This window comes from Pseudomonas sp. WS 5410 (genome assembly GCF_012985645.1).
Lineage (GTDB): Bacteria > Pseudomonadota > Gammaproteobacteria > Pseudomonadales > Pseudomonadaceae > Aquipseudomonas > Aquipseudomonas shahriarae.
The window spans coordinates 17,233-40,593 of sequence record NZ_JAAQWS010000006.1 but is presented as its reverse complement, the minus strand read 5'-3'; the positions used below and the strand labels follow the sequence as shown (position 1 = coordinate 40,593).

At 59.9% G+C, this 23,361-nt stretch carries 18 protein-coding genes and 4 tRNA genes; 5 read left to right on the top strand and 17 right to left on the bottom strand.

All coding sequences use genetic code 11. The features are described 5' to 3' along the window. Positions 1–42: 42 nt before the first annotated feature. Both leuD and leuC read right to left on the bottom strand, forming a co-directional pair. A complete protein-coding gene (leuD, locus tag HBO24_RS10895) occupies positions 43–687 on the bottom strand; it encodes a 3-isopropylmalate dehydratase small subunit (protein ID WP_057438605.1) in 645 nt (214 codons plus the stop codon). Between the two features lie 10 nt (positions 688–697). Then, positions 698–2,116, bottom strand: a complete 1,419-nt coding sequence (gene leuC / locus HBO24_RS10890) for a 3-isopropylmalate dehydratase large subunit (protein ID WP_057438604.1) — start codon at positions 2,114–2,116, stop codon at positions 698–700. 146 nt (positions 2,117–2,262) lie between these two features. On the opposite strand from leuC, the gene HBO24_RS10885 reads away from it, so the two are divergent. Further along, complete coding sequence (locus tag HBO24_RS10885; RefSeq protein WP_057438603.1) at positions 2,263–3,153, top strand: LysR family transcriptional regulator; 891 nt, start codon at positions 2,263–2,265, stop codon at positions 3,151–3,153. A gap of 63 nt (positions 3,154–3,216) precedes the next feature. Further along, on the top strand, positions 3,217–6,495 hold the full coding sequence (locus tag HBO24_RS10880) for an EAL domain-containing protein (protein WP_057438602.1): 3,279 nt from the start codon (positions 3,217–3,219) through the stop codon (positions 6,493–6,495). 41 nt (positions 6,496–6,536) lie between these two features. On the opposite strand, the gene HBO24_RS10875 is transcribed toward HBO24_RS10880, so the two are convergent. The 14 genes from HBO24_RS10875 to uvrB all read right to left on the bottom strand — a co-directional run bounded on the left by HBO24_RS10875 (position 6,537) and on the right by uvrB (position 18,947). Continuing rightward, positions 6,537–7,856, bottom strand: coding sequence for a hypothetical protein (locus HBO24_RS10875; protein ID WP_170044358.1), 1,320 nt, complete (start codon positions 7,854–7,856; stop codon positions 6,537–6,539). 170 nt (positions 7,857–8,026) lie between these two features. Then, positions 8,027–8,980, bottom strand: coding sequence for a hypothetical protein (locus tag HBO24_RS10870; RefSeq protein ID WP_233092153.1), 954 nt, complete (start codon positions 8,978–8,980; stop codon positions 8,027–8,029). Between the two features lie 91 nt (positions 8,981–9,071). Beyond that, positions 9,072–10,265 carry a hypothetical protein gene (locus tag HBO24_RS10865; RefSeq protein WP_170059684.1) on the bottom strand — a complete coding sequence of 398 codons (1,194 nt, stop codon included), beginning with the start codon at positions 10,263–10,265 and terminating at the stop codon, positions 9,072–9,074. Positions 10,266–10,837: 572 nt separating this feature from the next. Next, positions 10,838–11,287: an Hsp20 family protein gene (locus HBO24_RS10860; protein WP_057438600.1), complete on the bottom strand. Its 450-nt coding sequence runs from the start codon at positions 11,285–11,287 to the stop codon at positions 10,838–10,840. 118 nt (positions 11,288–11,405) lie between these two features. Beyond that, a complete protein-coding gene (locus HBO24_RS10855) occupies positions 11,406–12,365 on the bottom strand; it encodes a tRNA-dihydrouridine synthase (protein ID WP_057438599.1) in 960 nt (319 codons plus the stop codon). 67 nt (positions 12,366–12,432) lie between these two features. Further along, on the bottom strand, positions 12,433–12,864 hold the full coding sequence (locus HBO24_RS10850; RefSeq protein WP_057438598.1) for a thioesterase family protein: 432 nt from the start codon (positions 12,862–12,864) through the stop codon (positions 12,433–12,435). 55 nt (positions 12,865–12,919) lie between these two features. Then, the gene (locus HBO24_RS10845; RefSeq protein WP_115128640.1) at positions 12,920–13,753 is read right to left on the bottom strand and encodes an alpha/beta fold hydrolase; all 834 of its coding nucleotides are present in this window, start codon (positions 13,751–13,753) and stop codon (positions 12,920–12,922) included. 30 nt (positions 13,754–13,783) lie between these two features. Continuing rightward, a complete protein-coding gene (locus HBO24_RS10840) occupies positions 13,784–14,323 on the bottom strand; it encodes a TetR/AcrR family transcriptional regulator (protein ID WP_057438596.1) in 540 nt (179 codons plus the stop codon). Between the two features lie 181 nt (positions 14,324–14,504). Continuing rightward, positions 14,505–14,580, bottom strand: a tRNA-Glu gene (locus HBO24_RS10835). Positions 14,581–14,658: 78 nt separating this feature from the next. Then, positions 14,659–14,734 (bottom strand) — tRNA-Ala (locus HBO24_RS10830). A 50-nt stretch (positions 14,735–14,784) separates the two neighbouring features. Next, a tRNA-Glu gene (locus HBO24_RS10825) sits at positions 14,785–14,860 on the bottom strand. Between the two features lie 77 nt (positions 14,861–14,937). Continuing rightward, a tRNA-Ala gene (locus HBO24_RS10820) sits at positions 14,938–15,013 on the bottom strand. Positions 15,014–15,160: 147 nt separating this feature from the next. After that, the gene (gltX, locus tag HBO24_RS10815) at positions 15,161–16,642 is read right to left on the bottom strand and encodes a glutamate--tRNA ligase (RefSeq protein ID WP_057960187.1); all 1,482 of its coding nucleotides are present in this window, start codon (positions 16,640–16,642) and stop codon (positions 15,161–15,163) included. Between the two features lie 289 nt (positions 16,643–16,931). Further along, on the bottom strand, positions 16,932–18,947 hold the full coding sequence (uvrB, locus tag HBO24_RS10810; protein ID WP_170059683.1) for an excinuclease ABC subunit UvrB: 2,016 nt from the start codon (positions 18,945–18,947) through the stop codon (positions 16,932–16,934). A 343-nt stretch (positions 18,948–19,290) separates the two neighbouring features. Here uvrB and HBO24_RS10805 point away from each other — a divergent pair, with 343 nt between their 5' ends. Beyond that, a complete protein-coding gene (locus HBO24_RS10805) occupies positions 19,291–20,487 on the top strand; it encodes an amino acid aminotransferase (RefSeq protein ID WP_170059682.1) in 1,197 nt (398 codons plus the stop codon). Between the two features lie 260 nt (positions 20,488–20,747). After that, a complete protein-coding gene (locus tag HBO24_RS10800; protein ID WP_057438594.1) occupies positions 20,748–20,957 on the top strand; it encodes a hypothetical protein in 210 nt (69 codons plus the stop codon). A gap of 11 nt (positions 20,958–20,968) precedes the next feature. Here the strand turns inward: HBO24_RS10800 and HBO24_RS10795 are convergent, their stop codons facing one another. Next, a complete protein-coding gene (locus tag HBO24_RS10795) occupies positions 20,969–21,835 on the bottom strand; it encodes a LysR family transcriptional regulator (RefSeq protein ID WP_057438593.1) in 867 nt (288 codons plus the stop codon). 104 nt (positions 21,836–21,939) lie between these two features. Between HBO24_RS10795 and HBO24_RS10790 the strand changes: the two genes are divergently transcribed. Then, a complete protein-coding gene (locus HBO24_RS10790) occupies positions 21,940–23,331 on the top strand; it encodes an aldehyde dehydrogenase family protein (RefSeq protein WP_170059681.1) in 1,392 nt (463 codons plus the stop codon). Positions 23,332–23,361 lie beyond the last annotated feature (30 nt).

The window sequence follows — 23,361 nt, the reverse complement described above, 5'->3', positions numbered from 1 at the left end:
AGCGGGCTTGCTCGCGAAGGGGCCAGTCCAACCTACATAGAATTACGCATCACGAAACAACCAAGGCTGGCTGGCCCGGTGCTTGGCTTCAAACGCGGCAATCGCCTCGCCGTCCTGCAAGGTCAGGCCAATATCGTCCAGGCCATTGATCAGGCAGTGTTTGCGGAAGGCATCCACTTCAAAGTGGTACACCTTGCCATCCGGACGGGTCACGGTCTGTGCGGCGAGGTCGACGGTCAACTGGTAACCGACATTGGCTTCCACTTGCTGGAACAACTCGTCCACTTCGGCATCGCTCAAGATGATCGGCAGCAAGCCGTTCTTGAAGCTGTTGTTGAAGAAGATGTCGGCGTAGCTCGGCGCGATAATGCTGCGAAAGCCATATTCTTCCAGGGCCCACGGCGCGTGTTCACGGCTGGAGCCGCAACCGAAGTTTTCCCGGGCCAACAACACGCTGGCGCCCTGATAGCGCTCGGCGTTGAGCACAAAATCCTTGTTCAACGGGCGCTTGGAGTTGTCCTGGTAGGCGTAGCCCACGTCCAGGTAGCGCCACTCATCGAACAGGTTCGGGCCGAAACCGGTGCGCTTGATCGACTTCAAGAACTGCTTGGGGATGATCTGGTCGGTGTCCACGTTGGCACGGTCCAACGGCGCGACAAGACCGGTGTGTTGGGTAAAAGCTCTCATCGGGTATTCCTCAGATCAATTCGCGAACGTCGATGAAACGACCGTTGACGGCAGCGGCGGCGGCCATGGCCGGGCTGACCAGGTGGGTACGGCCACCGGCGCCCTGACGCCCTTCGAAGTTACGGTTGGAGGTGGACGCGCAATGCTCCCCCGACTCCAAACGGTCCGGGTTCATCGCCAGGCACATCGAGCAGCCCGGCTCACGCCATTCAAAACCGGCTTCGAGGAAGATCTTGTCCAGCCCTTCGGCCTCAGCCTGGGCCTTCACCAGGCCCGAACCTGGCACCACAATGGCTTGCTTGATGGTCGAGGCCACTTTGCGGCCCTTGGCGATCACCGCCGCGGCGCGCAAGTCTTCGATCCGCGAGTTGGTGCAGGAACCGATAAACACGCGGTCCAACTGGATGTCGGTGATCGCCTGGTTGGCTTTCAAGCCCATGTACTTCAAGGCGCGCTCGATGGAGCCGCGCTTGACCAGATCGGCTTCCTGGGCCGGGTCCGGCACGTTCTGATCAACGGCCAGGACCATTTCCGGCGAGGTGCCCCAGCTGACCTGTGGCTTGATCTGGGCCGCGTCGAGCTCGACCACGGTATCGAACACCGCGTCGGCGTCGGACACCAGGTCTTTCCAGGCCTCGACGGCAGCCTCCCACTCGGCGCCAGCCGGTGCGAAAGGTCGGCCTTTGACGTATTCCACGGTTTTTTCATCCGCCGCGACCATGCCCACCCGGGCACCGGCTTCGATGGACATGTTGCAGATGGTCATGCGGCCTTCGATGGACAGGTCGCGAATCGCGCTGCCGGCAAACTCGATGGCATGCCCATTACCGCCAGCGGTACCGATCTTGCCGATCACGGCCAGCACGATGTCCTTGGCGGTCACACCGAACGGCAACTTGCCTTCGACGCGCACCAGCATGTTCTTCATTTTTTTGGCGACCAGGCACTGGGTGGCGAACACGTGTTCTACCTCGGAGGTGCCAATACCGTGGGCCAGGGCGCCGAATGCACCGTGGGTCGAGGTGTGGGAGTCGCCGCAGACCACAGTCATGCCCGGCAAGGTCGCGCCCTGCTCCGGGCCGATCACGTGGACGATGCCCTGGCGCACGTCGTTCATCTTGAATTCGGTGATGCCGTACTCGTCGCAATAGTCGTCGAGAGTCTGGACCTGCAAGCGCGAGACCTGGTCGGCAATGGCTTCGATGCCGCCCTTGCGCTCCGGGGTGGTTGGCACGTTGTGGTCCGGGGTGGCGATGATCGAGTCGACGCGCCAAGGCTTGCGCCCGGCCAGTCGCAGGCCTTCGAACGCTTGGGGCGAGGTCACTTCGTGGATGATGTGACGGTCGATGTAGATCAGCGACGACCCATCATCGCGCCGTTTCACTTCATGGGAATCCCAGAGTTTGTCGTAAAGCGTTTTGCCGGCCATCAGTCGGTCCTCATCAGCGTCTTTCTATGCCCTGGGCGTTGAACGATTCAATAACCCTTTGGCTTGTGAGGCTGATGCTATGGCGTTACATTAAATAACTCAAATTCATATTTTTTATGCTTTGGATAACCGACTGGAATACCACTATGGACCTGGCCAACCTCAATGCCTTTATTGCCATCGCCGAAACCGGCAGCTTCTCCGGGGCCGGAGAGCGCCTGCACCTGACGCAACCGGCGATCAGCAAGCGCATTGCCGGCCTTGAGCAGCAATTGAAGGTGCGCTTGTTCGATCGGCTGGGCCGTGAGGTCGGCCTGACAGAGGCCGGACGCGCCCTGCTGCCCCGTGCCTATCAGATCCTCAATGTGCTGGACGACACTCGCCGCGCCCTGACCAACCTGACCGGCGAAGTCAGCGGGCGCCTGACTCTGGCGACCAGCCATCACATCGGCCTGCATCGCCTCCCCCCGGTATTGCGCACCTTTACCCGGGAATACCCGAATGTGGCCCTGGATATTCAGTTCCTGGACTCGGAAGTGGCCTACGAGGAAATCCTCCACGGCCGCGCCGAAGTGGCGGTCATCACCCTGGCCCCGGAGCCCCACAGCCTGGTGCGGGCCACCCCGGTGTGGGACGACCCCCTGGATTTCGTGGTGGCGCCCGAACACAGCCTGGCCAGTAACGGCACCATCAGCCTGACCGACATTGCCCGGCACCCGGCGGTATTCCCCGGCGGCAACACCTTTACCCACCATATCGTGCACCGCCTGTTCGAGGCCCAGGGCCTGACGCCGAACATCGCCATGAGCACTAACTACCTGGAAACCATCAAGATGATGGTCTCCATCGGCCTGGCCTGGAGTGTGTTGCCGCGCACCATGCTTGATGATCAAGTGGCCAGTATCGCTTTACCGGGCATACAGCTCAGTCGCCAGCTAGGCTATATCGTGCACACCGAAAGGACGCTGTCGAACGCTGCGCGGGCTTTCATGAGCCTACTGGATGCACAGGTTGATCCGGCCGCGACGCCGGCATGAGGCCGTGCGGCCTGTAGACCCTGTTCCCGCGCCGAATGCCCATCGAGCCAAGGCCCCTTGATAATGCCCAACCCCGTCGATCCCGTGCCGCCGCTGCCCCGCATCCACGCCCTGGACCCCCAGCAGGCGGAACAAAGCTGGGAAAATGCCCCGCAGCTGTTGGCGGCGCTCAATGCCGCACGGCTCGGTGCCTGGAGCTGGGATATCGACTGCGGGCGGATCAGTTGGTCGCGCGGCACCCAGGCGCTGTTCGGTTTCGACCCCCGGCAGCCGTTGCCCAAGGACCTGGACTACCTCGACTTGCTGGCCGCCGAAGACCGCGGCCGCGTGATCCGCGCGTTTCACGCGGTCCTGGCCGGCGCGCCCTTCGAGCAAGCCATGCATCACCGCATCCAGTGGCCGGACGGCAGCCTGCACTGGCTGGAAATCAACGGCAGCCTGCAGCCGGATGCCTCGGGGCGCCGCCGGATGATCGGGGTGATCCGTGAAACCACCCAGCAGCGCGAGCGCGAACACGCCCTGGGCCACTCGGAAAAACGCTTCGCCACGCTGTTCCACCTGTGCCCGAACATGGTCCTGCTGACCCGCCAGGAAGACGGCCTGATCAGCGAGGCCAACCAGTATTTCGAAAGCCTGTTCGGCTGGCCGGTCAACGATGCCATTGGTCGCACCACCCTCGACCTGGGGCTGTGGGTCCACCCCGAGCAACGGGCCCTGTTGGTCAGGGCGACCCAGCGCAAAGGCGAACCGATCACCATGGAGGTGCAATTTCGCGCCAGCAATGGGCAAATCCATGACGGCACCCTCAGTGCGCAAAAAGTCGAACTCGACGGCCAGGCCTACCTCATCAGCACCTTCCTCGACACCACCGAGCGCAAGAACGCCGAGCAGGCTCTCAAGGACAGTCAGGAGCGCCTGGACCTGGCCCTGGACTCGGCCCAACTGGGCACCTGGGACTGGCATATCCCCAGCGGCATGCTTTATGGCTCGGCGCGGGCCGCACAGTTGCACGGCCTGGATCCGCACCCGTTCCATGAGTCCTTCGATGCTTTTTTTGAAGGCATGCCCGATGAAGAGCGCGCCAGCATGCGCGATGCCTATCGCACCCTGCGTGAAGGGCCAGCCGGCAACTACCAGTTGACCTACCGCGTGCAACTGGGAGACGGCAGCTCGCGCTACCTGGAAAGCCGCGCCCGCCTGTATCGCGACGCCCAGGGCGCGCCGCTGCGCATGGCGGGCACCTTGCTGGATATCACCGACCAGGTCGAACGTGAACAGCGCCTGAGCGCCTCCGAAGAAAAGTTCGCCAGCCTGTTCCTCGCCAGCCCCGACCCGATTTGCGTGACCACTCTGGCCAGCGGCGAATTCGTTGAGATCAACCCCAGCTTTACCCAGACCTTTGGCTGGAGCGCCGCCGAAGTCATCAACCACACCGCCGAGCAGATCGGCTTGTGGGATGAGCCGACCCAACGCCTGCAGCGCATCGAGCAAGTGATTCGCGAACAGGCGCTGAACAATGTGGCCATCATCGTCCATCACAAAAATGGCCAGCGCCTGACCTGCATGATTTCCAGCCGGTTGATCAAGGTCGGCCACCAGCGCTGCGTGGTCACCACCCTGCGCGATATCACCCAGCAACAGCGCTCGGAGGCGGCGCTCAAGGCCAGCGAAGAAAAGTTCGCCAAGGCCTTCCATTCCAGCCCCGACGCCGTGTCCATTACCGAGCGCGACACTGGGCGCTACGTGGAGGTCAATGACGGTTTCTGCCGCCTGACCGGCTACCGCGCCGAGGAAGCGATCGGCCTGACCCTCTACCAGATCGGTATCTGGGCCGACGAAAACCAGCGCACCACGCTGTTGGCCGAATTACAGGTCAAAGGCCGCATCCATCACATGGACATGCTCTGGCACAACAAACGCGGCGAGTTGCTGGCGGTGGAGGTGTCGGTCGAGCCGATTACCCTCAATGAAACGCCGTGCCTGCTGCTGACCGCACGGGATGTGAGCCTGCTGAAAAGTGCGCAGGCGCAGATCCGTCACCTGGCTTATCACGACCCCCTGACCAACCTGCCCAACCGCGCCCTGCTGATGGACCGCCTGAGCCAGCAGATCGCCTTGCTCAAACGCCACAACCTGCGGGGCGCGCTGCTGTTTCTGGACCTGGATCACTTCAAGCACATCAACGATTCCCTCGGCCACCCGGTGGGCGACACCGTGCTGAAAATCGTCACCGCACGCCTGGAAGCCAGCGTGCGCATGGAGGACACGGTGGCGCGCCTGGGCGGCGATGAGTTCGTGGTGCTGCTCAGCGGCCTGGAGGGTTCGCGAACTGAGGTCAGTAAACAGGTGCAATTGCTGTCCAACACCCTGCGCGAGTTGCTGTCCGAGCCAATGTTTCTCGATGGCCAGCGCTTGCAGGTCACCCCCAGTATCGGCGTGGCGCTGATCCCCGATCACGGCTCGACGCCGGCGGACCTGCTCAAGCGCGCGGATATCGCCCTGTATCGGGCCAAGGACTCGGGGCGCAACACCACGCAGATGTTCCATAACAGCATGCAACGCACTGCCAGCGAGCGCCTGCGCATGGAGACGGATCTGCGCCTGGCGTTATCACGGGGCGAGTTCAGCGTGCATTACCAGCCCCAGGTGGATGCCCGGGACAATCGCATTGTCGGCGCCGAGGCCCTGGTGCGCTGGCAGCATCCGCAACTGGGGGCACAGTCACCCACAGAGTTCATCAAGGTCCTAGAAGACAGCGGACTGATCCTTGAGGTCGGCACCTGGATCCTCGACGAAGCCTGCGCCGCGTTTGCCCGCCTGATCGCCGAAGGCCTGGTGGAGCCGGAAGGCTTCAGCCTGTGCGTGAATATCAGCCCCCGGCAGTTTCGCCAGAACGACTTTGTCGAACGGGTGGAGCGCAGTCTGACGCAGCATCACTTGCCGTTCAGCTTGCTGAAACTGGAAATCACCGAAGGCATTGTGATTCAGAATCTGGACGACACCATCAGCAAAATGCGCCGCCTGAAAAAGCTCGGGGTCAGCTTTGCCATGGACGATTTCGGCACCGGTTATTCATCCTTGACCTACCTCAAGCGCCTGCCGGTCGATGCGTTGAAAATCGATCAGTCATTTGTGCGCGACGCCACCCACGACCCCAACGACGCCGAGATCATCCGCGCGATCGTGGCCATGGCGCGCAGCCTGAACCTGGAGGTGATTGCCGAAGGTGTGGAAACCCCTGAGCAACTGGCGTTCCTGCAAGGCCTGGGCTGCCATTTGTATCAAGGCTATTTGCACAGCCGGCCATTGCCCCTGGAGGCATTTACGCGGCTATTGAGGTAAGCGCAGGGAGAGTGCCAAATACCCTCAGCCCTGCATTTGCCTTACACCAACTTCAACGCACGCAGGAAGTAGTCCTGCCATTGCGATTGGACCAAATTGCACTTTTGCCCATACATATCCAGCATCCCGCCAATGACCACCACCGAGTGGTGGGAGTTGGCCAGGGTGCCAATCGCCCCATTTATCAGTTCTTTTACCGTGCTTTCACGGACATAGGCCGACAGCCCAAGCCTGCGCAGCGCCGCTCCCGGATACTCACCGTCGTTCAGGGTTTCCATGGCCATCTCAAAACTCTGACGAGCACGGCCGTCGTTGTTCTCCCACTGCGCCCGTTTGGCACTCGCGGCGTACAAGAAATTGGCATCGGCCAGCAATGACGGATTGGTGCCCTTCAAGTTGGAGGCTGCCTGGGCCTTTCTCAGCTCATCATGGGTCAGGGTCAACTTATAAGAATCTCTCATGACCACTTCATAGCCTTCAGCGGTGACCGTGACCTTTTTAAAGATGTCTTGCGGGCGTTGCCCAAACCTCATCATCGCCGCCTTGATCGCTGATACGGTGACACAGTTGCCTTCTACCCCTTGATAAAAGCCACTCCAGATATCAGCGGGGGGGACACCCACGGGCGCACGGGATAACTTCAGCGCACCTGTCTCGAGACTTGCGGGCGATGCCTCCGGCGCCTGCGTGTCATTGAACAACATATACCCGTAACTTCGATCAACTCTTTGCTTGTGTCCGTAGTTATGCTGGGTGCTATCCATGACAAAGGCCGAGCCAAAATTATGTGTCTCCACCACACCCAACGCGCCGCTGGCGGCCATATCAGTAGTGGGCACAAACTGGGCAAAACCAATCATTCCCATGCCCCGCAGGCAGTTCTGCGTGGTTTCGCCTTCAAGGCTCTTGCGTAAGGCCTGCTCGAAACTGCCATATTCCCCGGTTTGTTGTTTACGCTTGGCAAACGCCGCCAGCACAACATTGGCATCGGCAATGGCCGAACTGTCATTGCCAGCAAATCGCGATGCCTTCGCCGTCAGTTTTAGTTCCTCTTTGGAAATATGCACCTTAAACTCATCTTTCATCGTGATGTCATAACCATCCCCCGCGACTTTCACTTCCTCAAACATATCCCGTGGGTTTTGACCAAATGTCATCATCATCATTTTAATAACCGCCGCATGGGTGCTGCTATCAAAGCACTCACCAAAACCACGCGGGGTGGCGGTAAAAGCATTCAAGATATCATCGGGTTTCTTGCCCCGTTTCGTCGACAACTCACCTGAGGAAAAACTATTGGCCGGCTCAAGAGCTGCCCTATAACCATCAGTAAATAACGGATTAAACATACTTATATTCATGACACCCCCTACCCACAACAATATTAAAGACACGACAAAAACGCATTGTTAAAAAACAACAAATGCCAGATATTGAAAAGCCAGAAAAATGAATAACAAAAACCTGCGCAGGATAACTACAACGACTCTTATTTTTAAAGCTTACTCGACAGCCCCCTCTACAACTTCACTCAACCGATCAGCGCCACTGCATCCCCGTACGTTGGCGCCCTGCCTTTTCGGCCCCACAACTCCTCCCGACCATCAATCACTGCAACCGAATGCATGGCCCGATTGACCATCCCTACCTGCCCCCGGGCCAGGGCGCTTACAGGGACACGTTTCATATAATGTATTAAGCCCAGCCGCTGAAAACCTTCACCGGGACCATTTTCATCTTCGCCATTATTGAGACTGCGTATCGCCGCGCTAAAACTTCTCGCAGCCCTGCCATCGTTATTATCCAAATGCGCACGCTTGACACTGCAAGCAAACATGAACTCAGCATCCTTGAGTGCGCCTTTGTCTCGTCCAAAAAACCGTGCCCCTGCAGCCGCCTGCTTCAACTCCTGGTGGCTCACGGTCAAGTAATAGCCATCTCGCATTGTGACCTCATAGCCCTGGGCGGTTTTACGAACGCGTTTATAAACATCGGTAGGGCTTTGCCCAAACTTATGCATGGCTGCCTTGATCGCCGAAACAGTCACGCAATTGCCATCTGGCCCTTGGCGGAAACCGCCCCAGATATCGTCACACTTGGCCCCATTGCGCTTACTCGATAGGTCAGGAAGAGGTGTAGGTGCCGTCTCCGGTTCTGGCACTACCGGTGTTGGCTTGACCTCTGGTCTGACCGGCTCGGGAACAACCTTTACGGTGTCTTGTTCGTTACGGCCTGACAGCAATGCTGAAAGCTGGCTCAAGAAAGCGCTGAACATCGAAATAATGGCCTGCAAGTCCACCGCAGGCTTCTTCAACTCACCCGTCGCCCGCTTGAAGTAGTTATTTACCGAGTGCTGACGGGAAGCCGTGCTGCCCCCCAAACGCTGTATCGAGGGCCTCTGGGTGGCGCCATGAAACGCCTCCCCCTGCCGTCCCGAACAATCACACATGAGGTGTACAGCGCTGTTAACGTTTAACACGGACATGATTCTGACCCCCACTAAGTGCCCCTCCGGCCGGTCACTGACCGGAGAAGCAACTGGTTGAATTTAAAGGTTTACAGGCTCTGAAGAGGTACTAGGGCCGACGAGAGAGGGCCGTAGCCCAACCCATTTCATCCGGACCGCAGTCTGGGCCCGGGGAGGTCAGGTCAGTCCCTGGCAACGGCTTGTCCGGCTGTACTGCTGGGGTTGGCAGTGGCAAGGCATCAGGTTCTACACGGGCGTCGGTCTGGGGTACTACCACCCTGGGTTCCGGGCCAGACTTCACGCGACTATCGACCACTGGCGGCGCCGGTTGGGGGACCACGCCGGGTTTCACACGACTGCTGATCATGGGCACGGGCCGCTGGGGCTCCAACTCGGGTGTCACATTCGTCGTGATCACGGGTACCAGCGACGCAGGTACCGAACCAGACTTCGTACGAACGTCAATCGCCGAATGAGCGTCCGCCGGGCAATGGCAGTTGTTGATATTGACGTTCACCCGCACCACTGAGTCGGAGGACACTTTGGAGTCTGTATCTGGAACCCGGGGCAAGACCCTGATATCCGGCGACACTGCGGGTTGCTTGCCCGGGATTAAGGGCTTGCTCTCGGCCTGCTTGTCCGCCTCGACCAGCACTTTGGCGTCCTTGCCCGGAACCGCCGGCTGGCTTTCGGCTTGCGGCTTCTTCTCGGCCTGTTTGTCCGTCTCGAGCAGCACTTTGGTGTCCTTGCCCGGAACCGCCGGCTGGCTTTCGGCTTGCGGCTTCTTCTCGGCCTGTTTGTCCGTCTCGAGCAGCACTTTGGTGTCCTTGCCCGGAACCGCCGGCTGGCTCTCGGCTTGCGGCTTCTTCTCGGCCGGTTTGTCCCTATCGAGCTGGTTTTTTAAGTCTTTGCCTGAAATTACCGGCTTACCCGCGTCAATCGGTGCTTTCAATTCCTTGCCTGGGAGGGCCGGGTTATCCCCAGGCTGGGATTTCACTTCAGTCGGCTTGTCCATTGTCGGCAAAACATCAGGAGAGTGTTTTTTGCCAGACAGCACATCTCGCATCGCCTTAAAAAGAAGTTCAAACATATCAAGCAGTTTTGAAAGTGCGTCGGTACTGACGACTGTACTTTCCCGCCCATTCGCAACGGTACGGTTATAATCTGGCAAAACACTCGGCTTAGCCCCCAGCGGCTTACTTGCGTCAACACTTCCAACCTGAGCAGCTACCGGCGCGGCCCGATCAAGCTGATGATTACCGACATTAACGCTCGGAGGATTATTAACAGATAGATAAGACATTAGTCATCCCTCTTTTTCAGAAAAGCACCAGGGCATTCAAATACCCATAACGAACACGATTTACTGATGACTTGAAACGGTAGCAACCGAATCAAAGTCCATGATTTCGTGGAGCAAAAAGCGTTCGGGTTCCAGAAATCCCTGAAAACATAAGGACACTAATAGAGAACTTCAGACTTTTACCTATGGACTTCTGCAGAAAATCAGCTTCCCAGCGCTTTTCCTGGGGAAAACAACGTCATACCCGTTAATAAACTGCCTCGATGAAAAAAAACGTCATGATTCCTCAATCTTTCACAGGACGGCCCGTGATATTTCCCGCGCGAAAAATACAGTGGTCACGCACAGTAAAACCAAAAAACACAATCCGCTTCACACCTTCCAAACTTGGGCAAAACTAAAAACAAGTTACACACACTCACTAGTACAAAAAACCAATCGGCACTTTTCAACTAAACAACAACCGTAGCGCTACTGGTTAAATCACTTACTCCCGCCCTTAGCGCCTTAAACAAAAAAAGGGCGCCAGAGGCGCCCTTTCTTGAAGAGATGAAAAACTTAAAAATATAGACTCAGTGTTGCAGGGCCGGCTTCTGCCCCCCATTGATCGGGATGCGCTTGGCCTTTGCCTCTTCCGGCACTACTCGCAGCAGGTCAATGCTCAACAATCCATTGCTCAGGTCTGCGGCCTTGATCTCAATATGGTCCGCCAAGCGGAACGACAACTTGAAGGCGCGCTGGGCAATGCCTTGATGTAGATAGGTGACGTTCTCGGCCTTGGTGTCACGCTTGCCACCACTGACGGTCAAGACGCCTTTCTCTACCTGCAACTCCAAATCGTCTTCCTGGAAACCGGCCGCCGCGATCACGATGCGGTATTGGTCTTCAGCGTGCTTCTCGACGTTATAGGGTGGGTAGCTGCTGCCCGGCTCGTTGCGCAGCGCGGTTTCGAACAGGTCGTTGAAACGGTCGAAACCCACGGAAGAGCGAAACAGCGGTGCCAGGGAAAATGCGGTACTCATGGTCAAATCTCCTGAAATAATCAGCAAGGTTCTTTATCTCCACGACCCGAATTCGGCATCGTGTAATCCCTAGATAAGGACCGCCAAGTACATTTCAAGAGAGGCCGTAAGAAAATTTTCAGACCCCTTGGGGGTGAGGCATTCCGAGCAAACGGCTGACCTGCTGAAGGTCGGTTTCCCGGCGCAGCGCGGTAAACAGCTCTACAGCTTGCGGGTAGTTGCGCGTCAGCATCGCCAGCCACTGCTTCAGACGACCTGGTGCCTGGCGCTCAGTCAGTTGCGCTACAGACTGCGTCCAGAACTCCCGGAGCATGGGCTGCATCTCCTCCCAACTCATCTCCACCACGTCTTCACCGGCACGTGCGGCGGCGATTTGCCGGGCCAGGTCGGGACGCGCCACCAGGCCGCGACCGAGCATGATGTCCTCGACACCGCTGATCTCGCGGCAGCGTCGCCAGTCTTCAACACTCCAGATATCACCGTTGGCGAACACCGGTACCTTGACCACGTCCTGCACACGCGGGATCCACTCCCAATGGGCTGGCGGCTTGTAGCCATCGGCCTTGGTCCGCGCATGCACCACGATATGTGCCGCACCACCTTCCGCCAGAGCAGTGGCACACACCAGCGCACCGTCCGGACTGTCGAAGCCCAGGCGCATCTTGGCGGTCACCGGGATATGCGCCGGCACCGCACGACGTACGTGCTCGACGATCTGGTTGAGCAGTTCCGGTTCCTTGAGCAGCACCGCGCCGCCGCGGGACTTGTTGACCGTCTTGGCCGGGCAGCCAAAGTTCAGGTCGATCACCTCAGACCCCAACTCACAGGCCAGCGCGGCGTTTTCCGCCAGGCACACGGGATCAGAGCCCAGCAACTGCACACGCAAAGGCACGCCCGCAGCGGTTTTGGCACCGTGCAGCAGTTCAGGAGCAAGCTTGTGAAAATAGGCCGGAGTCAGCAGGCGGTCGTTGACCCGGATAAATTCGGTCACGCACCAATCAATACCGCCCACCTGGGTCAGCACGTCCCGCAGGATGTTGTCGACCAACCCCTCCATGGGCGCCAAGGCAATTTGCATGGAAAACACTCAACGAAAAACGTGGCGCAGTTTACTGGGTTTCCCACAGCAACCGTTAACCCCCTTGTCAGATGTGGATCGCCACGCCATAGCCTTCGATAAACTCCGCCGGCATGCGCTTGGGCTTGCCGCTGGAGAGTTCGATACAGACAAAGGTGGTTTGCGCACGCAACAAGGTGGCGCCATCACTGGGGCGCATCAGTTGGAAGCGCCGGGTCATCTTCAGGCGCTGGTCCCAATCGACGATCCAGGTCGCCAGTTGCAACTCATCGCCTTCGTAGCCGGCTGCCAGATAGTCGATTTCATGGCGCACCACCGCCATGGCCCGATCCAGGCGCCGGTACTCGGCAAGGTCCAGGCCCAGACGCTGGGAGTGGCGCCAGGCGCAACGCTCCAACCAGGAGACGTAAACGGCATTATTGGCATGCCCCAGGCCGTCGATGTCCTCAGCGGCCACCTGCAGATCAATGATAAACGGCTTTGCCAAGTCCCAGCCCATGCCCAGCTCCCGGTCGATTAATGTCGGCGGGCAGCAGTGTAACCCATCGCTTGGCTCAAGCGGTTTGCCGCGCCGGTTCACGGCAGCCGGCCAGCAGCGCCAGCACGCCTTCGACCACTCGAGGGTCGGCCAGGACCTTCTGATGCCCGCCTTGCTCCAGGCGCAACAGGCGGCTGTCGAACCAGGCCTCGTGGATCATCTGTGAGGCCTTGACCGGGACGAAGGTGTCGTCTTCGGCATGCACGATCAGCCCTGGGATATTCATTTGATAGTGGGCCACATCCAGGTGCTTGAGCGGGATGCCCAGGGCGTACTCGACCTCCTGGATAAACGCTGCACGCGCCCGCTCCGGCATGCCGACCACCGAGGCAAAGCCGCGCAATACATCGAGCAAACGGGAAGGGGCCGCAATGCTCACCAACGCATTGGTGCGCAGGCCCAATTGGATGGCCAGCATCGCACTGGCGCCGCCCATGGAGTGACCGACCACCGCGTGCAGCGGCGGCAACTCAGCGGCCGCTTCCAGCATCGCCCGGGCAAACAGCACCACGTGGGCCTCACGGCCCGGCGAGCGACCATGGGCCGGGCCGTCGAGGGCAATCACCGAATAACCGGCGCCCACCAATGCGTCGATCAAGCTGGCGAACTGGGTTGGTCGCCCTTCCCAACCATGCATCATCAGCACTGCCGGGCCCTGGCCCCAACGCAGCGCCGACAGGCCAAAACGCAAGGTGATGCGCTCGGCCTGCGCCAGCAGCGGCAATTCCCACGCACGGGGCGGCAGATCCCGAGGCGTCATGAAGGCGCGACGCATCTGGTTGGCGATGGTTTGCGGCGCCAGCCTGCCCACGGTGCCGTTGACACGGCGAATCCAGTTCAAGGTGCTCATCCCTTCACTCCCCAGGCTCACAAGCCTTGTTCAGCGCACTGCCGACTTGGAGGCGCGCAATACACGATCCGACAATTCGCCCGGCCCCAGGGCCCGGGCCAATGCCAGGCCGCCAATCATCAAGGCCATGTCGGCCAGGGCTTTGTCGGTGTCTTCCGGGCTGGCGGCCAGTTGCGCGGCCATCAGCTCGACATGCTGGCTCAGCACATCGCGAAACTCATCCGGCAAGCGGCTCATCTCGCCCACCGTGGCCGGGATCGGGCAGGCCTGGGCGGTAGAATCGCGGTGCTTGCGCGACAGGTAGAACGCCGCCACCAGGGCGCGGCGCTCTTCGCCTGTCAGGCTGGGGTCCATATCTTCGATAGACGCCCGGCGCCGCGCCAGCAGTTGCTCGAACGCCTCCAGCATCAAGGCGTCCTTGCTTTCAAAGTGGGCGTAGAAGCCGCCAACGGTCAGGCCCGCGGCCCCCATGACCTCACCCACACTCGGTTCGGCCGGGCCACGCTGAATCAGCGCGGAGCTGGCGGCTTGCAGAATACGTTCACGGGTTTGCGCTTTTTTATCGCTCATGACGGCCTCCGAATATTACGGCTAAAATATTATCTTCATAATACTTTTTAGCAAGCGCTGAATTCGACCGCTGGTCAGAAGAGATTTTTGTAGAGGGAGGGAGAAAACCCAAACGCCAGACAAACAAAAGGGCCATTCAATAATCGAATGACCCTTATAAATCCCGCAGAGCGGGTAATCGTGGCGTCCCCTAGGGGACTCGAACCCCTGTTACCGCCGTGAAAGGGCGGTGTCCTAGGCCACTAGACGAAGGGGACACAAACCTTCTATACAACATGATCAGGCTGAGACTGATCAGTTCAAGGACGGTGTGGCCAAACCTTGAACCTGTAAATTGGTGGAGCTAAACGGGATCGAACCGTTGACCTCTTGCATGCCATGCAAGCGCTCTCCCAGCTGAGCTATAGCCCCGGATTTTTCGCCTCGCGGCGCAGCAGACCTTGCGAGCTGCTTGTTGAAACTGGCGTCCCCTAGGGGACTCGAACCCCTGTTACCGCCGTGAAAGGGCGGTGTCCTAGGCCACTAGACGAAGGGGACAAAACCTTCTGTACAACCTGATCAAGCTAGGCCTGATCAATTCAAGGACGGTGTGGCCAGACCTTGAACCTGTAAATTGGTGGAGCTAAACGGGATCGAACCGTTGACCTCTTGCATGCCATGCAAGCGCTCTCCCAGCTGAGCTATAGCCCCTCATCGGTGAGGACGGGGCGAATCTTAATGGCACTTTGAAAGGCTGTCAAATTTATTTTCAACAATTTTCAAAGTTTTTTGCCGGGATAACAATCACTTACCGTCAAAACCCCGGAAAGCCGGGGTTTTGACCTTACCAGCGCTTAACTAGGCGATAGCACCCAGCAGCTTTTCCCATTCCTTGTTTTCTTTCTTCGACACACCGCCCAGCAAATCAAGGGCTTGGCGCAGACGGAAGCGGGTCAGGTCAGGACCGAGGATTTCCATCGCATCAAGTACCGACACCGAACTGGCCTGCCCGGTAATCGCGGCAAACATCAGCGGCATGGCATCGCGCAGTTTCAACTCCAGGGACTCGACCACCGCCTGGATGGTTGCGGTGATGGCGTCCTTCTCCCACTGGCGCAGGCTTTCAAGTTTCCACAGGATCAACTGCATCAACTGGCGAACCTGGTCGGCCGAGAGTTTCTTCGACTCGAACAGCTTGGCATCCGGGTTCACGCCCCCGGCAAAGAAGAAGCTGGCCAGCGGAGCGACCTGGCTGAACGTCTCCACCCTGCCCTGCACCAGCGGGGCGATCTTCATCATGTACTCGGGGTTCAACGCCCACTGCTGCACTCGACTGGCGAATTCTTCCACCGGCAGGTCACGCAGCCATTGGCCGTTGAGCCACGACAGCTTCTCGATATCGAAGATCGGCCCGCCCAGGGAGACGCGGGACAGGTCGAAGTTATCGACCATTTCCTGCAGCGAGAACTTCTCGCGCTCGTCCGGCATCGACCAGCCCATGCGGCCCAGGTAGTTGAGCATCGCTTCAGGCATGAAGCCCATGCGCTCGTAGAAGGTCACCGAGGTCGGGTTCTTGCGTTTGGACAGCTTGCTCTTGTCCGGGTTACGCAGCAGCGGCATGTAGCACAGCTGCGGCTGTTCCCAGCCGAAGTATTCGTAAAGCAGGATCAACTTGGGCGCCGATGGCAGCCACTCTTCGCCACGCAGCACGTGGGTGATGCCCATCAGGTGGTCATCGACCACATTGGCCAGGAAGTACGTCGGCAGGCCGTCGGTCTTCATCAGCACTTGCATGTCCATGCGGTCCCACGGGATCTCGACATCGCCGCGCAACATGTCTGGCACCACGCACACGCCTTCGCTCGGCACTTTCATACGGATGACGTGAGGTTCACCGGCAGCCAGGCGCTGGGCCACTTCTTCTTTCGACAGCAGCAGTGCGCGGCCATCGTAGCGCGGGGTTTCGCCGCGAGCCTGTTGCTCGGCGCGCATCTGGTCCAGTTCTTCGGCGGTGCAGAAGCACGGGAAGGCATGGCCCATGTCGACCAGTTGCTGGGTGTACTTTTTATAGATGTCGCTGCGCTCGCTCTGGCGATACGGGCCATGTGGACCGCCGACATCCGGGCCTTCAGCCCAGGTAATGCCCAACCAGCGCAGGGCATCGAAAATCTGCTGTTCCGACTCACGGGTCGAACGCACTTGGTCCGTGTCTTCGATCCGCAGGATGAATTCACCGCCGTGCTGCTTGGCAAAGCAGTAGTTGAACAAGGCGATGTAGGCAGTACCGACGTGGGGATCCCCAGTAGGCGATGGCGCGATGCGCGTGCGGACGGTGGTCATGGCGGGTCTCGAATGGGCAATAAAGCTGAAAATAAAACAAGGGGCGAATGGTAACAGCCCCAAGCCCCCCGGCTCCAGCGTGGGCCGATCAACAAAGGGCATATAAACCAAGGTTGGGGCTGCAACCGCGAGATAGCTATTTGGCAGATCGTTAGCTGGTTATATTCCATTGCCTTTCGTAACCGACACTGCGCCGCCATCGCAGGCAAGCCAGCTCCCACATGTTGAAATGCATTGCACATGTGGGAGCTGGCTTGCCTGCGATGAGGCCCGCCCCATCAACGCAACTTCAGACCGTCAGCAACCGCTCGCGCAACTTGCCAATCTCATCGCGCATCTGCGCCGCCGCTTCAAACTCCAGGTCCCGCGCCAGCTGGTACATCTTCTCTTCCAGTTGGCGGATACGCTTGGTGATTTCGCTCGGCGAGCGCAGTTCGTTTTCGTACTTGGCGTTTTCCTCGGCAGCCTTGGCCATGCCTTTGCGCTTCTTGCTGCGCGAGCCCGGTACGGTGGCGCCTTCCATAATGTCGGCCACGTCCTTGAACACGCCCTTGGGGGTGATGCCATTGGCCAGGTTGAACGCAATTTGCTTGTCGCGGCGGCGCTCGGTTTCGCCGATGGCCCGCTCCATGGAGCCGGTGATGCGGTCGGCATACAAAATCGCCCGGCCATTGAGGTTACGCGCCGCACGGCCGATGGTCTGGATCAGCGAGCGCTCGGAGCGCAGGAAACCCTCCTTGTCCGCGTCAAGGATCGCCACCAGCGACACCTCGGGCATGTCCAGGCCTTCACGCAGCAGGTTGATGCCCACCAGCACATCGAACGTGCCCAGGCGCAGGTCGCGGATGATCTCCACGCGCTCCACCGTGTCGATGTCCGAGTGCAGGTAACGCACGCGCACGCCGTGGTCGGCGAGGTAATCGGTAAGGTCTTCGGACATGCGCTTGGTCAGCGTGGTGACCAGCACCCGTTCTTCCAGAGCCACGCGCTTGGTGATCTCCGACAGCAAGTCATCGACCTGGGTCAGGGCCGGGCGGATCTCGATTTGCGGGTCGACCAGGCCGGTGGGACGCACCAGTTGCTCGATCACCCGGCCAGCATGCTCGGCCTCGTAGTTGCCCGGCGTGGCCGACACAAAGATGGTCTGCGGGCTGATGCTTTCCCATTCGTCAAAGCGCATCGGCCGGTTATCCAGCGCCGAAGGCAGGCGGAAGCCGTACTCCACCAGGGTTTCCTTGCGCGAACGGTCGCCTTTATACATGGCACCGACTTGCGGCACGCTGACGTGGGATTCGTCGATCACCAGCAAGGCGTCTGCCGGCAGGTAGTCGTAGAGGGTCGGTGGTGGCGCGCCGGATTCGCGCCCCGACAGGTAGCGCGAGTAGTTTTCGATGCCGTTGCAGTAGCCCAGCTCGAGGATCATCTCCAGGTCAAAACGCGTGCGCTGCTCCAGGCGCTGGGCTTCCACCAGCTTATTGTTGGCGCGCAGGTATTCGAGGCGCTCGGTCAGCTCGGCCTTGATCCCCTCCATGGCATCCAAAAGGGTTTCACGGGGTGTCACATAGTGGCTTTTTGGATAGAACGTGAAACGCGGCAGTTTGCGGATCACTTCGCCAGTCAATGGATCGAAGGCCGACAAACTCTCGACTTCATCGTCGAACAGCTCGATCCGGATCGCCTCCAGGTCCGACTCTGCCGGGTAGATGTCGATCACGTCGCCACGCACGCGGAAGGTCGCGCGGGCGAAGTCCATATCGTTGCGGGTGTATTGCAAATCCGCCAGGCGCCGCAGCAAGGCGCGCTGGTCGAGTTTGTCGCCGCGATCGACGTGCAGCACCATCTTCAAATAGGTTTCCGGGCTGCCCAGGCCGTAGATGCAAGAAACGGTGGTGACGATGATCGCGTCCTTGCGTTCCAGCAGCGCCTTGGTCGCCGACAGCCGCATCTGCTCGATATGGTCGTTGATCGACGCATCCTTCTCGATAAAGGTATCGGAGGACGGCACATAGGCTTCGGGCTGGTAGTAGTCGTAGTAGGAGACGAAGTACTCCACCGCGTTGTTCGGGAAGAACGCCTTGAATTCACCGTACAACTGCGCGGCGAGGGTCTTGTTCGGTGCCAGCACCAGGGTCGGGCGGTTGATCTGCGCGATCACGTTGGCAATGCTGAAGGTCTTGCCGGAGCCGGTCACCCCAAGCAAGGTCTGGTGGGACAGGCCAGCCTCGATGCCTTCGACCATCAGGCGGATGGCCTCGGGCTGGTCGCCAGCAGGTTCAAAGCGGGTGACTAGTTGGAAATCCGACATAACGTACCTCTTGAAGTCACCCCAGACTGTAAACCCGTCGGGGACGAAAAAGACCACAGCCTGCTAAATATCAGAGCGAGCCGTAGGAAAAAACCATGATAGCTGTAGAAGTGGAGGCGAATGTGACGGGTTTCAAGGCAATCGTCCTGCATGCCTGCGGCCATCAATGTTGCAATAAGACTAACGGTCGATAAATAAACCGAAAAACTTGGCCGAAAAGCCGTTTCGGCTGTCGCCGCGAGCGGTGTTGGCCTCTATACTAGCTCCCCGTTTGTGCACCGCTCTAGTGCATTCGGCTGGAGCGCGACACGTCCCTCCATTCCCCCATAGAGCTGCCGCAAAAATGAGCCTGTTCTCCGCTGTCGAAATGGCACCACGCGATCCTATCCTGGGCCTCAACGAAGCATTCAACGCCGATACCCGTACTGACAAGGTCAACCTTGGCGTGGGCGTTTACTGCAACGAGGAGGGGAAGATTCCACTCCTGCGTGCCGTTGCCGAAGCGGAAGCCATTCGCGTGGCGCAACACGCCGCCCGTGGCTACTTGCCGATTGATGGCATTGCCGCCTACGACCTGGCCGTGCAAAAGCTGCTGTTCGGCACTGAGTCGCCGCTGTTGAGCGCTGGTCGGGTGATCACTGCCCAGGCCGTTGGCGGCACCGGCGCACTGAAAATCGGCGCTGACTTCCTCAAGCAACTGCTGCCCAATGCCGTAGTTGCCATCAGCGACCCAAGCTGGGAAAACCACCAGGCGCTGTTCGAAAAAGCCGGCTTCCCGGTGCAGACCTATCGTTATTACGACGCGGCCACCCACGATGTGAACCGCGCCGGCCTGCTGGAAGACCTCAACGCCCTGCCCGCCCAGTCCATCGTCGTGCTGCACGCCTGCTGCCACAACCCGACCGGCGTCGACCTGAGCCCGGCCGACTGGAAAGACGTGCTGGAAGTGGTCAAGGCCAAGAACCTGGTGCCGTTCCTCGACATGGCCTACCAGGGCTTTGGCGACGGTATCGACGAAGATGCCGCCGCCGTGCGCCTGTTCGCCGAGTCGGGCCTGACCTTCTTTGTGTCCAGCTCGTTCTCCAAATCGTTCTCGCTGTACGGCGAGCGCGTGGGCGCACTGTCCATCGTCAGCGAATCGAAAGAAGAAAGCGCGCGCATCCTGTCCCAGGTCAAACGCGTGATCCGCACCAACTACTCCAACCCGCCGACCCACGGCGCGGCGATTGTGGCGGCAGTGCTCAACAACCCAGAGCTGCGCGCCCAGTGGGAAGCAGAACTGGCCGAAATGCGTTTGCGCATCCGCGGCATGCGCGAGCAGATGGTCAACGACCTGGCCAAGGCTGCTCCGGGCCACGACTTCAGCTTCGTCGGTCGCCAGCGCGGGATGTTCTCCTACTCCGGCCTGACCGTAGAGCAAGTCACCCGCCTGCGCAGCGAGTTCGGTATCTACGCCCTCGACACCGGTCGCATCTGCGTGGCGGCGTTGAACCAGGCGAATATCGCTGCCGTGACCAAGGCGATTGTGCAGGTGCTGTAAGCCTGATCGCGGGGTACGAAGGGGAAGCCAGTGGCTTCCCCTTTCCATTTGTGCCCCCCGTGGCGAGCGAGCTTGCTCGCGCTGGGCTGCGCAGCAGCCCCAATACCTGCCACCCTGAACTTACTGGACCACCACGGTGCCTGAACAAGGGGCCGCTATGCGCCCCAACGCGAGCAAGCTCGCTCGCCACAACAAGTTCACCACTTGCGGCGCCCAACCCCTAGACTGAACACCGACTGCCCCTTTGCTGCGAGAGCCTTATGAGAAACGACGACCTGGACCTGCGTGCCGACCGCGACGAACTGGATCACTTCACCCCGCGCACGCCCCCAGCCAAGCGGCAAAAAAGCCTGGTGCTGCAAGTCGCCCTGGGCGTCTTCCTCGGCGGCCTGGCCTTGTGGCTGGTGCAACTGGGGGCCACGGCGCTGATGGCGAAACTGGCGATGGGCACCCTGCAGTTTGGTGGCTAGCTTGCCGACTCCTACAGGGGAATGCGTTCCTGTAGCAGTTGCACAAAGCTGTCCAAACTCTGCGACACCGTGCCCCGACGCCAGATCAGCCAGGTGTTGAGCAGGCGGAACTCGTCGGCCAACGGCCATACGCTGACCGTGGTAAACCCCGGCATGCTCTCCAACATGCTGCGCGGCATCAGCGCCAGCCCGGCGCCGGCGCTGACACAGGCGAGCATGCCGTGGTACGACTCCATCTCGAAAATCTTCCCCGGCATCGCGCCGTCCTGGGAAAACCAGCGCTCAAAGTGGTGCCGGTATGAGCAGTTGGAGCGAAAGGTATAGATGTTCTCACCGTTCACATCCTGCCCACGGCTGATCGGCGCGTGATGCAAGGGCGCAATCACCACCATCTCCTCCTCAAACACCGCCACTCCCTCCAGGGTCGGGTGCAACACCGGGCCATCGACAAACGCCGCCGCCAGTCGCCCCGATAACACGCCTTCGATCATCGTGCCCGAGGGCCCGGTGGTCAGGTCCAGTTCGACCTTGGCGTGTTTCTGGTTGTAGGCCGCCAGCAATGCCGGGATTCGCACGGCGGCGGTGCTTTCCAGCGAGCCCAGGGCGAAGGGGCCCTGGGGCTCCTCACCCGCCACGGTGGCGCGGGCCTCTTGCACCAGGTCAAGGATGCGCCGTGCATAACCGAGGAAATTCCAGCCGGCAGGCGACAGGCGCAGTCGACTTTTCTCACGGATAAACAGCTCGACACCCAGGTCCTGCTCCAATTGCTTGATACGGGTGGTCAGGTTCGATGGCACCCGATGAATCAGCTGTGCGGCGGCGCTGATGCTGCCTTGCTCGGCCACGGCCTTGAAAATCTCCAACTGCACCAGATCCAAGTCATTCTCCAATCGTGAACGTATTGCTTAATATTATTCAGTTCCCGGAAAAGATACAGCCCCGTACGCTGGACACCTTCTCCAACACTGCGCAGGACGGTGCCATGAACGCTATCACTCACCAGACCCATGCCTTGTCGATCAACCCCGCCAATGGCGAAACCGTCGGCAGCTACCCGTACGAATCCGCCGCGCAACTGGATGCCGCCCTCACTCGCGCCAGCACCGCCTTTCACAAGGGTCGCCATACTCCAGTGGCACAGCGCGCCGAATTGCTCCTGGCCCTGGCCGGCGCCCTGCGCGAACAAGCCGAAGAAATGGCGCAAATGATCACCCTGGAAATGGGCAAGCCCATCGCCCAGGCCCGTGGCGAAATCGAGAAATGCGCCTTGCTGGCCGAGTGGTACGCCGCCCACGGCCCGGCCATGCTCGCCCCGGAACCGACCCTGGTGGACAACGGCAGCGCCCAGATCGAATATCGCCCCTTGGGCCCGATCCTCGCGGTAATGCCGTGGAATTTCCCGGTGTGGCAAGTGCTGCGCGGCGCCGTGCCGACCATGCTCAGCGGCAATACCTACGTGCTCAAGCACGCGCCCAACGTGATGGGCAGCGCCTACCTGATGCAAAAGGCCTTCCACAAAGCCGGCTTCGCCGATGGCCTGTTCGAAGTGATCAACGTCACCCCCGACGGCGTGTCCAAGGCCATCGCCGACCCACGCATCGCCGCCGTGACCCTGACCGGCAGCGTGCGCGCCGGCATCGCCATCGGCTCGCAAGCCGGCGCCGCGCTGAAAAAGTGCGTACTGGAACTGGGCGGCTCCGACCCCTTTATCGTGCTCAACGACGCCGACCTCGACGCCGCCGTGCAAGCGGCGGTGATCGGCCGCTTCCAGAACTCCGGCCAGGCCTGCGCCGCCGCCAAGCGCCTGATCATCGAGCAAGGCGTGGTCGAGGCGTTCACCGCCAGATTCCTTGAAGCCAGCCGCCAACTGGTGATGGGCGACCCGACGTCGAGCGACACCTACATTGGCCCCATGGCCCGCTTCGACCTGCGTGACGAGCTGCACGCACAAGTCCAGGCGACCCTGGCCGAAGGCGCCACCCTGCTGCTGGGCGGCCATCCTATTGAAGGCGCGGGCAACTATTACGCCCCCACCGTCCTGGCCAACGTCACCGACCAGATGACCTCGTTCAGACAGGAACTGTTCGGCCCCGTCGCCTCGATCATCAGCGCCCGCGACGCCGAGCATGCCGTGGCCCTGGCCAACGACAGCGAGTTCGGCCTCACTGCCAGCCTCTTCACCCGCGACCCAGCCAAGGCACGCGAGATCGCCAACCAGCTGGAAACCGGCGGGGTCTTTATCAACGCCTACAGCGTGTCCGATCCTCGGGTGGCGTTTGGCGGAGTGAAAAAGAGTGGATTTGGCCGCGAACTGTCACATTTCGGCGTGCGGGAATTCTGCAATGCGCAGACGGTATGGATAGATCGGCGGTAGGCCGATAGTCAAGATTGCTCATTGCCAGCC